The organism is Pseudomonas sp. 58 R 3 (assembly GCF_900006605.1).
Classification (GTDB): Bacteria; Pseudomonadota; Gammaproteobacteria; order Pseudomonadales; family Pseudomonadaceae; genus Aquipseudomonas; species Aquipseudomonas salomonii.
Window position 1 is genome coordinate 19,659 of the sequence record NZ_CVTT01000060.1, and the last position, 11,795, is coordinate 31,453.

The 11,795-nt window shown below is 57.5% G+C and carries 10 protein-coding genes; 4 read left to right on the forward strand and 6 right to left on the reverse strand.

Annotated features, from left to right (window positions below; translation table 11 throughout):
* Nucleotides 1-5: 5 nt before the first annotated feature.
* Together BFP92_RS17920 and BFP92_RS17925 are read right to left on the reverse strand one after the other, a co-directional pair.
* Nucleotides 6-1,802: a glycosyl hydrolase family 28-related protein gene (locus tag BFP92_RS17920; protein ID WP_163005478.1), complete on the reverse strand. Its 1,797-nt coding sequence runs from the start codon at nucleotides 1,800-1,802 to the stop codon at nucleotides 6-8.
* Nucleotides 1,803-1,919: 117 nt separating this feature from the next.
* Entirely contained in the window at nucleotides 1,920-2,867 is a 948-nt protein-coding gene (locus tag BFP92_RS17925; RefSeq protein ID WP_065930500.1) for a LysR family transcriptional regulator, read from the reverse strand.
* Nucleotides 2,868-2,999: 132 nt separating this feature from the next.
* Here BFP92_RS17925 and BFP92_RS17930 point away from each other — a divergent pair, with 132 nt between their 5' ends.
* Both BFP92_RS17930 and mmsB read left to right on the forward strand, forming a co-directional pair.
* Entirely contained in the window at nucleotides 3,000-4,517 is a 1,518-nt protein-coding gene (locus BFP92_RS17930) for a CoA-acylating methylmalonate-semialdehyde dehydrogenase (RefSeq protein ID WP_065930501.1), read from the forward strand.
* A gap of 14 nt (nucleotides 4,518-4,531) precedes the next feature.
* On the forward strand, nucleotides 4,532-5,419 hold the full coding sequence (gene mmsB / locus BFP92_RS17935) for a 3-hydroxyisobutyrate dehydrogenase (protein ID WP_065930502.1): 888 nt from the start codon (nucleotides 4,532-4,534) through the stop codon (nucleotides 5,417-5,419).
* Nucleotides 5,420-5,467: 48 nt separating this feature from the next.
* Here the strand turns inward: mmsB and BFP92_RS17940 are convergent, their stop codons facing one another.
* Together BFP92_RS17940 and BFP92_RS17945 are read right to left on the reverse strand one after the other, a co-directional pair.
* Nucleotides 5,468-6,718, reverse strand: a complete 1,251-nt coding sequence (locus BFP92_RS17940) for an OprD family porin (RefSeq protein ID WP_065930503.1) — start codon at nucleotides 6,716-6,718, stop codon at nucleotides 5,468-5,470.
* A gap of 104 nt (nucleotides 6,719-6,822) precedes the next feature.
* Nucleotides 6,823-7,167: a cupin domain-containing protein gene (locus tag BFP92_RS17945; RefSeq protein WP_003194115.1), complete on the reverse strand. Its 345-nt coding sequence runs from the start codon at nucleotides 7,165-7,167 to the stop codon at nucleotides 6,823-6,825.
* Between the two features lie 374 nt (nucleotides 7,168-7,541).
* Between BFP92_RS17945 and kynB the strand changes: the two genes are divergently transcribed.
* A complete protein-coding gene (gene kynB / locus BFP92_RS17950) occupies nucleotides 7,542-8,192 on the forward strand; it encodes an arylformamidase (RefSeq protein ID WP_058419996.1) in 651 nt (216 codons plus the stop codon).
* Complete coding sequence (kynA, locus tag BFP92_RS17955; protein ID WP_017137968.1) at nucleotides 8,189-9,046, forward strand: tryptophan 2,3-dioxygenase; 858 nt, start codon at nucleotides 8,189-8,191, stop codon at nucleotides 9,044-9,046. Before kynB ends, kynA begins: the two co-directional genes overlap by 4 nt.
* A 177-nt stretch (nucleotides 9,047-9,223) precedes the next feature.
* On the opposite strand, the gene BFP92_RS17960 is transcribed toward kynA, so the two are convergent.
* Both BFP92_RS17960 and antC read right to left on the reverse strand, forming a co-directional pair.
* Nucleotides 9,224-10,624 carry an amino acid permease gene (locus tag BFP92_RS17960; RefSeq protein ID WP_056858368.1) on the reverse strand — a complete coding sequence of 467 codons (1,401 nt, stop codon included), beginning with the start codon at nucleotides 10,622-10,624 and terminating at the stop codon, nucleotides 9,224-9,226.
* Nucleotides 10,625-10,696: 72 nt separating this feature from the next.
* Entirely contained in the window at nucleotides 10,697-11,704 is a 1,008-nt protein-coding gene (gene antC, locus BFP92_RS17965; RefSeq protein ID WP_065930504.1) for an anthranilate 1,2-dioxygenase electron transfer component AntC, read from the reverse strand.
* Nucleotides 11,705-11,795: the final 91 nt, after the last annotated feature.

Here is an 11,795-nt window from a genome sequence, read left to right on the forward strand (position 1 = left end):
TGGCCTTAAGTGGGAGAGGCACTCTTAAAGCTCAATCGAGTAGAAGAATCAAGTAGATCAAGTGCGGTGGATGTATCTTGGAATACTTGCATGCTTACCTTGTCTCCTTTATTTAAAGAAAGCTCAACTGTTAAGCCTAGATAAGTGTTGTTTCCACCTCCGGTAGCATTTTTAGAGTCATTCATTACCTCCACGCCATTCACGTTGACTCTAATTAATCTTGTGCCAATTGAGTTGGCAGTAAAGTTGGCGTTGGCGGTTACGGTGTACCTATTGGTGATAGGGGCGGTGATGTAAGTTGCGTGTGTTGGATCGTGTAGGGCGCTAGGATCAAAAATGGCCGCAGTGAAATCGACATCGGTCAGCACGCCCTGAGTAATTGATTGCTTAGTATTTAGACCTATCACGCAACTGAAGTGCTCTTGTTGTGGAATGGCTTCGATATCATCTTGGAAGAGGTTTCCTTCAGCGTGAAAGTTATAAGCGTTCATGTTGTCAAGGCCGAATTTAATATAAGGGCGGCCATTGGATGCAGCGTAATTCCCATACCCTTTAAAGCCAGATGAACGCACATTCAGCTTCTGCTTACCAGCAACAGAAGACGTGAACGTAGCAAAGATGTTAGTGATGGTGAAGTTTTTATTGCTGACTCGGTTGAATGAGCAAGAGTCTATATTGTGCACGCAATGGTTAGGGTTTAAAGTGGCATCCGGTGCATTGCTCGCGCTTACCCACACATCAGCAATACCATTGTTCTGCTCAAAGTAGACGCCGTTAAGGTTAGCACCTACGCCACCTTGCACACCGCAGTCCTGGAACAATAGGCCGAAACCTTTACCGTCTCCATCGATTCCATTACCTTCTATATCTCCGCCGTAGAAGTTAATGCAAGAACCTTTAACAAAGGCGGCACCATACGTTTTATTGCCAGCAATTTGGCAGCCAATAAAGTCAAGTCCATTGGGGGCTGTGCTATTGATAAGCCTAGGGCTACGCTGTTCAGCAATAAGCCCTCTGTTATTCCAATGGATAATAATTTTTTGAAATGAAGAGAAGTCCGCATCCAGAAGCTTTAAACCAACATCCAGCAGGGTGAGTTCAATGTCTTGCATGAAAATATGCTGGCAAGTATCTTGGTAAAAGCCAATAGACCCAGATGCCTGATTGCCCTTAATGGCGAATCCGGAGAATACTTGAAACATTTGCGATGGGATTTTTCCAGAACCTGTGCCGCCAGTAACCTTTATACAAGCGTCGGTGCCCGTAAATTCAAAGCGGCACGTTTGGATGCCGCTTCCGCGCATATCAATTTTGCGGGTGTCAGTGAATTCTGTGGAATCACTAAGATCAAAGTTTAGAGTTTTGCTAATAAGGTATTTGCCGGAAGGGATACGGATTTCAATACCGGCTGTTATTGCAGCATTAATGCAGTTTTGAAATGCAACTGTATCGTCTGTTTTTCCATCACCTTTACAACCGAACTGACGTGGATTGTAATAAGGAAGACTCGACGCTTTCCACCGTCCGCCATCGGTTGGATTAACCAGGATTGTTCCTCCATTATCAGCAGAAACAGTGTCGGTTGGATCCAGTTGATAATCTACGCCACCGCCTCCCGTAAAGGGAGTCGTACCATAGTCAAATGTACGAGCATACGGTGCGCCGGTATTAGACAATTGGCGAATAGCAGTTGCGCTTTTACTGGGCAGGATGACATTTAGTGACTCTGAAGTTTCTGGGGTGCCTTGTGGTTCTAGGGAGCCTGGTTCTCCATTTGGAGAAAAAACAGATGAATCTGTCATGCTATACATCCTGTAGTGATTTGATATTGAATATAAAGCAACCTTTCTTGAGTAAACAAGAAGAAAGCACGTTATGTGTCATCTATATATTGCTTCGAGCAAGATCAACTGCGCACCTCAGTCCGAAAACCTCATCTCCCTTGTCGTCCCCATCAACAACCCCGCATTCTGCTCCGTCACTTCCCTGATGTAATCCCACAACAACGTAATCCGTTTCAGCTTCCGCAAATCCTCCCGGCAATACATCCAAAACTGCCGCGTAATCGCAATCTGCTCCCCCAGCACCGGCAACAACCGTGGGTCCTGCGCCGCCAAAAAGCACGGCAATATCGCCATCGACCGGCCCTGCTGCGCCGCCACGTACTGCGCGATCACGCTGGTACTGCGCAAACTCGCGCTGGCGCCGGGCACCACATTGGCCAGGTACAACAGCTCCGAGCTGAACGCCAGGTCATCCACGTAACTGATAAACGGATGCTCGGCCAAATCCGCCGGTTTGCGGATTGGCGGGTGCTGGTCGAGGTAGTCCTGGGTCGCGTACAGCTGCAGTTTGTAGTCGCACAGTTTGCAGCACACGTACGGCCCGTGTTCCGGGCGCTCCAGGGCGATCACAATGTCGGCTTCGCGCTTGGACAGGCTGATGAAGTGGGGCAGTGGCAGGATATCCACCGAGATTGCCGGGTAAGTGTCGACAAAGTGGCTGAGCTGCGGCGTAACGAAAAAACTGCCGAAACCTTCGGTGCAGCCCATGCGCACATGCCCGGACAGCGCCACGCCGGAGCCGGAAACCTGTTCGCAGGCCATGTGCAACGTGCTTTCGATGGACTCCGCATACCCGAGCAAACGCTGGCCTTCGGTGGTGAGCACGAAGCCGTTGGTCCGGGATTTTTCGAATAACAATGTGCCGAGCGACACTTCCAGTGAGCTGATGCGCCGTGACACGGTGGTGTAGTCCACCGCCAGGCGCTTGGCAGCGACGCTGGCCTTGCGGGTGCGGGCCACTTCGAGGAAAAACTTCAGGTCATCCCAGTTCAGGGAGCCAAGCGAGGTGATGTTTTTTTGCATATTGGACCGGCTTTTATGTGCGTTCTTATTAGAGATTTGCACATCTATACTCCAAAAACAGTCCGAACGCCTCATTCTTCAAGGCGATTCAACGCCTTGGTTCTCTGCACAACTATAAGATTTGGAGACCACATGAACGCTTCTGCCGATATTTCCGTGCAACAGGTCAAGTTGCTGATCAAGGGCGAATGGGTCGAGTCCAAGACCACCCACTGGCAAGACATCGTCAACCCGGCCACCCAAGAGGTGCTGGCCAAAGTCCCTTTCGCCACCGCCGATGAAGTCAACGCCGCCATCGACGCTGCCCATCAAGCTTTTCAAACCTGGAAGCTCACGCCGATCGGTGCACGCATGCGCATCATGCTCAAGCTGCAGGCCTTGATCCGCGAGCATTCCAAGCGCATCGCCGTAGTCCTCAGCGCCGAGCAGGGTAAGACCATTGCGGACGCCGAAGGCGATATTTTCCGTGGCCTGGAAGTGGTCGAGCACGCGTGCTCCATCGGCACCTTGCAGATGGGCGAGTTCGCTGAAAACGTCGCCGGTGGCGTCGACACCTACACCCTGCGTCAGCCCATCGGCGTGTGTGCAGGCATCACGCCGTTCAACTTCCCGGCGATGATTCCACTGTGGATGTTCCCGATGGCGATTGCCTGCGGTAACACCTTCGTGCTCAAACCGTCCGAGCAAGACCCGCTGTCGACTATGTTGCTGGTAGAGCTGGCGCTGGAAGCCGGTGTACCGGCTGGCGTGCTCAACGTGGTGCACGGCGGCAAGGATGTGGTGGATGCGCTGTGTACCCATAAAGATATCAAGGCGGTTTCCTTCGTCGGCTCGACCGCCGTCGGCACCCATGTGTACGACCTGGCCGGCAAACACGGCAAGCGTGTGCAGTCGATGATGGGCGCCAAGAACCACGCCGTGGTGCTGCCGGACGCCAACCGCGAACACACCTTGAATGCCCTGGTCGGTGCCGGTTTCGGCGCGGCGGGCCAGCGTTGCATGGCCACCTCGGTGGTGGTGCTGGTGGGCGCGGCCAAGCAGTGGCTGCCGGATTTGAAAGCGCTGGCGCAAAAACTCAAGGTTAACGCCGGTAGCGAAGCCGGTACGGATGTCGGCCCGGTGATCTCCAAACGCGCCAAAGCCCGTATCCTGGAACTGATCGAAAGCGGCGTGAAAGAAGGCGCCAAGCTGGAGCTGGATGGCCGCGACATCAAGGTGCCGGGTTTCGAGCAAGGCAACTTCGTCGGCCCGACCCTGTTCTCGGGCGTGACCACTGATATGCAGCTCTACACCCAGGAAATCTTCGGCCCGGTGCTGGTGGTGCTGGAAGTCGCCACGCTGGATGAGGCCATTGCGCTGGTCAACGCCAACCCGTTCGGCAACGGCACCGGCCTGTTCACCCAAAGTGGTGCGGCGGCGCGTAAGTTCCAGAGCGAAATCGATGTAGGCCAGGTCGGTATCAACATCCCGATTCCGGTGCCGGTGCCGTTCTTCAGCTTCACCGGTTCGCGTGGTTCCAAACTCGGCGACCTCGGCCCGTATGGCAAGCAAGTGGTGCAGTTCTACACCCAGACCAAAACCGTCACCAGCCGCTGGTTCGACGACGACACGGTCAACGATGGCGTCAACACCACCATCAACCTGCGCTGATTTGGGAGACGACCATGAAGATTGCATTTATCGGCCTGGGCAACATGGGCGCGCCTATGGCCCGCAACCTGATCAAGGCTGGCCATGCGCTTAACCTGTTTGATTTGAACCAGACAGTGCTCAAGGAGTTGGCCGAACTGGGCGGCGCCATCAGCGACTCGCCGCGTGATGCGGCCAGTGGCGCGGAGCTGGTGATTACCATGCTGCCGGCCGCTGCCCATGTGCGCAGCGTGTGGCTGAATGAAGATGGCGTGCTTGCTGGCATCGGCAAAGGCGTGCCTGCGGTGGATTGCAGCACCATCGACCCGCAAACCATCCGCGATGTGTCCGCTGCGGCGGCCAAGCAAGGTGTGGTGGTTGCGGATGCGCCAGTCTCCGGCGGTACCGGTGGCGCGCAAGCCGGCACGCTGACCTTCATGGTTGGCGCCACGCCCGAACTGTTTGCCACCCTGCAACCAGTATTGGCGCAGATGGGCCGCAATATCGTGCATTGCGGCGACGTCGGCACCGGCCAGATCGCCAAGATCTGCAACAACCTGTTGCTCGGCATCAGCATGGTCGGCGTCAGCGAGGCCATGGCCCTGGGCGATGCGCTGGGCATCGACACACAAGTGCTGGCCGGCATCATCAACAGCTCCACCGGGCGCTGCTGGAGTTCCGACACCTACAACCCATGGCCGGGCGTGATTGAAACTGCGCCGTCGTCCCGTGGGTATACCGGTGGTTTCGGCGCCGACCTGATGCTCAAAGACCTGGGCCTGGCCACCGAAGCCGCGCGCCAGGCCAAGCAACCGGTAATCCTAGGCGCCGTGGCCCAGCAGTTGTATCAATCGATGAGTCAGCGTGGGGAAGGCGGCCTAGACTTCTCGGCCATCATCAACAGCTATCGCAAACCCAAGTAGGGGTGTTTCCGAGAGCCCGCGTCGGGCGGGCTTTCGGGTTTTTGCCGGTTACCACAGTGGCTTTTCGTAGCTGACGATCAAGCGTGTTTCGTCTATATCGCTTTCAAAGTTGGAGCGCAGCATTGCGTTGCGTAAGCGGACTTTGACGTTTTTCAGGGTCGGATTCTGGAAGGCATAGCTCACATCCATATCCCGCTCCCACTCACGCCCTTGCGAACGGCCAGGCCCTCGGTCGACGTTGCTGCCCGATGCATAGCGCGTGAACATGGAAAGGCCGGGAACGCCCAGCGCGGTGAAGTCGAAGTCGTAGCGCACTTGCCAGGACTTTTCATCCTTATTGGCGAAATCGCTGTACTGCAGAAAATTCACCAGTGTGGGATAGCTTCCTCTTACAGCGGCGTAGCCTGTGTTGCCTGACATGGTTTGGTAGGCCCCACCCAATTTATGCGCCCCCCATGAGTAGGTCAGCATCGCACCCACTGCGGTGTTGTCGATGTTGGTGTGGCCGTTATCGAGAGAGCGCGTGTAACGCAATTCACTTTTCAGGCTTTGGTTCTCGGCGACCGGATAGGTATGTTGAAGGCTGCCCGCGTGCTGGGTGTAGAGGTTGTCCAGCGTGCTGTAGTAGTAGCTGGCGGTGAGTTGTTTGTTGACGGCGTAACTACCGCCTGCAAAGTCGAATGCATTGGATTGATTCTTCCCACGCACCACGATATTCCTGCGTGCGCCGGTGGCGACCGCCAACGCTTCATAGTTGGTTGAGTCGACCTGGTTGACGTGGGTAATTCTGCCCACGTCCAGCGTCAGGTCTTTGAGTTCCTGGGAGCGCAGGTGCGCGCCCTTGAAAAGCTGCGGCTGCAAGCGGCCAACGTTTTTTTCCAGTATCGGTAGCGTCGGCGGGGCCAGCGCACCGATTTTCAGCGTCGTTTGGGAGGCCCTGAATTTTGCCGTAAAAGCCGCTTCGCCATAGCTGTCTTCGGCTTTGCCGGATTGGCGCACCGGCAATAAGCCGGAGCGGGTTCGGTCTGTACTTGAATCAAGCTTGAAGCCTGCCATGGCGAGGACATCTACCCCCATGCCTACGGTGCCCTCGGTAAACCCGGACTCAATTTGCAGCGCGAAGCCTTGTGCCCATTCCTCGCGCTTGGACTGTGCGGCATTGGGCTCGCGATAGTCGCGGTTGAAGTAAAAGTTTTTCAGTTCCAGCTTGCCGGTGCTGTCGTTGATGAAGTCAGCAAAGGCAGAGGGTGCGAGAAAAATGCAGATATTCAGCGTGCATATTTTGGTCAGAACGTTCACTTAGGCAGCCTGCGTGAGAGAGAGGACTCATCGCAGGGTGCTTTAAGGGGGGCGGACTCACGCTAGGACTAAGCTGAAGTCAGCCAGGGGTTGTCTGATGTGACTTACGCAAACACAAAATACTTACGCACGGTCTCGACCACCTCCCACGTGCCTTTCATGCCGGGTTCCACCACAAAGATATCCCCAGCGCGCAGGTGAATCGGCGCCATGCCTTCGGGGGTGATCACGCAGTAGCCTTCCTGGAAGTGGCAGTATTCCCACTTCACGTATTCCACGTACCACTTGCCCGGCGTGCAGATCCAGGTGCCCATGATCTTGCTGCCGTCTTCGCTGGTGTAGGCGTTGAGGTTGACGGTGTGCGGGTCGCCCTCGAGCTTTTCCCATTTGCAGGCATCCAGGACAGGTAGCGGGTGGGTGTCGCGCAGTACGGTGATGGGCTTGGACATGACGGCTCCGAGGCAGGGAATGGAAGCGTCCACCCTAAGGCCTGGGGCGTTGGGCCAGTGGTCTGAACTCGACATCGGGATGCCCAGAAGCGCAGGTGCGTCGTGATTCACCAGGCGCCGCAAACCCCTGTGGGAGCCGGGCTTGCCCGCGATAGCGGAGTGTCAGGTGCTGGAGATGCAAGCTGTGCCGCCGTCACCGCGGGCAAGCCCGGCTCCCACAGGGAATGGAGGAACTCTTGAGTGATAGGTTTGTGCGGTAAACTGCTGTTTCCTCGCAGTAACTGCGAAATATTTCCCGCCTTACGCTGGAATTCGCAAGAAAATGCACGGCTGGCCCTCGTATCATTCACCCAGGAACGAGTGAGAGCCTTGCAATGAACCCAATAAAAACGTGGTGGGATATCAGCCCGCCCTTGAGTACGGCGACGCCGACCTGGCCGGGCGATACGCCGTTCCAGGAAGCGCGCGTATGGCAGTTTGGCCCGGAGTGCCCGGTGAATGTGGGGCGCGTGACGTTTTCGCCGCACACCGGCGCCCATGTGGATGCGCCGCTGCATTACAGCGCCGACGGCGCGCCGATCGGTGAGGTGTCGCTGGATGTGTACATGGGGCCATGCCGGGTGCTGCATTGCCTGGGCAGCGGTGCGCTGGTGCAGCCGCATCAATTGCAAGGGCGTGTGGATAACTTGCCTGAGCGCGTGCTGCTGCGCACTTATCCACAAGCGCCGCTGACCGAATGGGACTCGAATTTCACCGCCATCGCCCCGCAAACCATTGAGCTGCTGGCCAGCCTGGGCGTGCGCCTGATCGGTATCGACACACCGTCCCTGGACCCGCAACAGTCCAAGACCATGGATTCGCACAATGCCGTGGCCCGCCATGGCATGGCGATTCTCGAAGGCATCGTGCTCGATGACGTGCCGGAGGGCGACTATGAGTTGATCGCACTGCCGCTGCGCTTTGCCAACCTGGACGCGAGCCCCGTCCGTGCCATTCTGCGCCCGCTCAAGGAGCCCACGCGATGAGCCAGTGTCCCTTCTCACCTGATTACCAGCCGCCGGAAGAATGGCATAACGCCGAACTGAATTTTTCCGAGTCCATGAGCTACGGCGACTATTTGGACCTAGGCAAAGTGCTCAGTGCCCAGCACCCGCTGTCGCCGGACCATAACGAGATGCTCTTTATCATCCAGCACCAGACCTCGGAGCTGTGGATGAAACTGATGCTCCACGAACTCAAGGCCGCCCGCGAACACGTGCGCCTGGGCGAGTTGCCGCCGGCCTTCAAGATGCTGGCAAGGGTGTCGCGGATCTTCGACCAACTGGTGCACGCCTGGGCCGTGCTGGCGACCATGACGCCGTCGGAATACAAGGCGATTCGCCCGTTTCTGGGGCAGTCGTCGGGGTTTCAGTCGTTCCAGTACCGCGAGATCGAATTTATTCTCGGCAATAAAAGCGCAGCGCTGTTACGCCCGCATGCGCATCGCCCGGAGTTGCTGAACGAGTTGAAAGTGGCGATTGCCACGCCGTCGTTGTATGACGAGGCGATCAATCTGATGGTTAAAGCCGGGTTGGCGATTGACCCCAAACGCGCCGAACGCGATCCGACGGCGGCCACGGTTCACGATGAGTCGGTGGAGGCGGCGTGGCGCGAGGTATACCGCGACCCGAGCCGGTATTGGGATTTGTATCAGTTGGCCGAGAAGTTCATCGACCTGGAAGACTCATTCCGCCAGTGGCGCTTTCGACATGTGACCACGGTGGAGCGCATCATCGGCTTCCAGCCCGGCACCGGTGGCACGGAAGGTGTGGGTTACCTGCGCAAGATGCTCGACACGGTGTTGTTCCCCGAACTGTGGCGAGTGCGTTCCACGCTCTAAACAAAAAGCCCCGCAGAACCGGGGCTGATCGTTCCCACGCTCTGCGTGGGAATGCCGCTTTGGACGCTCTGCGTCCGCTTCATGTGGGAGCTGGCTTGCCTGCGATGGCGGTGTGTCAGCCAGCCCATCCACTGACTGACCCACCGCCATCGCGGGCAAGCCCGGCTCTCACAGGGGTTACTGCGCCACGGCTACTTTTGCGTTTCTGATCCGCAACCGGTAGGCAATGTAGATGATGCCCACCCACACCGGCATCGCATACACCGACTCGCGAATGCCTGGAATCGCCAGCATCACGCTGATGATCACCACCATGAACGCCAGGCACAGGTAGTTGCTGAACGGGAACCAGAAGGTCTTGAACGACGGCGTCACGCCTTGCTCGCCCATGGCCTTGCGGAACTTGATGTGGGTGAGGCTGATCAGTGCCCAGTTGATCATCAGCGAGGCAACCACCAGCGCGAACAGCAGTTCCAGCGCACTGTGCGGCGCGACGTAGTTGACCACCACGCACAGCATCGTCACCAGCGCCGAAATGGCCAGGGCGCGAATCGGCACGCCTTGCTTGTTGAGCTTCATCAGCGCCTTGGGCGCGTCGCCTTGCTCGGCCAGGCCGAACAGCATGCGGCTGTTGCAGTACACGCCGCTGTTGTACACCGACAGCGCTGCGGTCAGCACCACGAAATTGAGGATGTGTGCGGCGGTGTCGTTACCGATCAGCGAGAAGATCTGCACAAACGGGCTGCCGCTGTAGGGGTCGCCCGAGGCGCCGAGGGTTTGCAGCAGTTGGTCCCACGGGTACAGCGACAGCAGCACGGTCAGTGCGCCGACGTAGAAAATCAGAATGCGGTACACCACCTGATTGATCGCCTTGGGGATCACTTTGCGCGGCTCGCTGGCCTCGGCGGCGGTAATGCCCACCAGCTCCAGGCCGCCGAACGAGAACATGATGAAGGCCATCGACATCAACAACCCCATGCCGCCATTGGGGAAGAACCCGCCGTGGCTCCACAGGTTGCTCACCGAAGCTTGCGGGCCGCCGGTGCCGCTGAACAGCAGGTAGCAGCCGAGCACGATCATGCCGACAATCGCCACTACCTTGATGATCGCAAACCAGAACTCGGCTTCACCGAAGAACTTCACGTTGAGGGTGTTGATCAGGTTGACCGCGACAAAAAACACCAGCGCACTGACCCAGGTCGGAATCTCCGGCCACCAGAACTGGATGTATTTGCCCACGGCGGTCAGTTCGGCCATGCCCACCAGCACGTAGAGCACCCAGTAGTTCCAGCCCGCCAGAAAGCCTGCGTAGCCGCCCCAGTATTTGTGGGCAAAGTGGCTGAAGGAGCCGGCCACCGGCTCTTCGACGATCATCTCGCCAAGCTGGCGCATGATCAGGAATGCGATGAAACCGGCAATCGCGTAGCCCAGGATCATCGACGGCCCCGCCGACTTGAGTACCCCGGCCGAACCGAGGAACAACCCTGTGCCAATCGCCCCTCCCAAGGCAATCAGCTGAATGTGCCGGTTCTTCAGGCCACGCTTGAGGCCCACCGGGTTAACCATGTCATCCGCCATTAACATTCCCTTCTACTTGTTTTTCTTGAGGGTGAGTGCACGCCGCATCAGCCCCTCAGAACCGCTGAGGGGTCAGATATTACTCTGCGTAAACTTTTCGTAATACAGTTGAACGCCATCAAGTGCCTGATCCGCCAGCCATTGTTGAATGGATTCGACCATTGGAGGGGGGCCGCACACGTACATATCCGCCGAACCGTCCCGCAATTCGGCCAGGTCGAAATGTTCGGTGAGGTAGCCGCGTTTGCCCGGCCACTCGGGTGACGGGGCGCTGAGCACTTCGGTGTAGCGAAAGCCGGGGATTGTCGAGGCATAGGCGTGGATGCGTTGGGCTTCGCACAAGTCCTCGGCCCCGCGCACGCCGTAATACAAGTGGACCGGCTGGTCGCAGCCGTTGGCGGCCAGCTCGTCGAGCATGCCCAGCAAGGCCGACAGGCCGGTGCCGCCGGCCACCAGGATCAGCGGCCGGGTCACATGCCTGAGGTAGAAGGCACCCAATGGCGCCTCCATCAGCACTTCATCACCCACCTGGCAGCGTTCGCGCAGGTAGTTGCTCATGATGCCATCGGGCAGCAGGCGCACCAGAAACTGCAATTGATTGCCCGACCGGTTGGCAAAAGAATACGAACGCCAACGGTCGGTGCCTGGGACCGACAGACGGGCATACTGACCGGGCAGGAAGTCCAGTGAGTCGTCCAGGGTCAGCTGCAAAATCGCCGTGCTGGCCGACACCAGTTGCACTTCGCTGACCTTGCCGCGCACCTGCACCGGCCCTGGCACATTGCACAGGCTCGACTCAAAATCGAAGTAGAACGTTGCGTCGGACTGCACCCGCGTCTGGCAACTGAGCATCTTGCGTTGCTTGAGGTCGAGGCTGGAGAGGGCTTCTTCATCGACATAATCCTGGGTGTAAGCGCCGGACTCGCAACGGCCCTGGCAGGTGCCGCACACGCCTTCACGGCAATCGAGGGGGATCTTGATGCCGTTGCGCAGTGCCGCGTCCAGCAGGATTTCATTCGCACCTACCGGGAAAAACAGGGTTTTGCCGTCGGCAAAACTGAAGGCCACTTTGTGATTCATCCGCATAACTCCGCGTATCTGATTTTTGTGGCTGCCCCGCTCGCCACAACAACCCAGCTCGCCACAGTGGCCAGCTAGCCCATGGGCGCAG

What these genes read in the sequence shown, in the direction of transcription:
- BFP92_RS17920 (WP_163005478.1), bottom strand. Translation starts at nt 1,802, where the DNA reads ATGACAGATTCATCTGTTTTTTCTCCAAATGGAGAACCAGGCTCCCTA.
- kynA (WP_017137968.1), top strand. Translation starts at nt 8,189, where the DNA reads ATGAGCCAGTGTCCCTTCTCACCTGATTACCAGCCGCCGGAAGAATGG.
- BFP92_RS17945 (WP_003194115.1), bottom strand. Translation starts at nt 7,167, where the DNA reads ATGTCCAAGCCCATCACCGTACTGCGCGACACCCACCCGCTACCTGTC.
- antC (WP_065930504.1), bottom strand. Translation starts at nt 11,704, where the DNA reads ATGAATCACAAAGTGGCCTTCAGTTTTGCCGACGGCAAAACCCTGTTT.
- kynB (WP_058419996.1), top strand. Translation starts at nt 7,542, where the DNA reads ATGAACCCAATAAAAACGTGGTGGGATATCAGCCCGCCCTTGAGTACG.
- BFP92_RS17925 (WP_065930500.1), bottom strand. Translation starts at nt 2,867, where the DNA reads ATGCAAAAAAACATCACCTCGCTTGGCTCCCTGAACTGGGATGACCTG.
- BFP92_RS17960 (WP_056858368.1), bottom strand. Translation starts at nt 10,624, where the DNA reads ATGGCGGATGACATGGTTAACCCGGTGGGCCTCAAGCGTGGCCTGAAG.
- mmsB (WP_065930502.1), top strand. Translation starts at nt 4,532, where the DNA reads ATGAAGATTGCATTTATCGGCCTGGGCAACATGGGCGCGCCTATGGCC.
- BFP92_RS17930 (WP_065930501.1), top strand. Translation starts at nt 3,000, where the DNA reads ATGAACGCTTCTGCCGATATTTCCGTGCAACAGGTCAAGTTGCTGATC.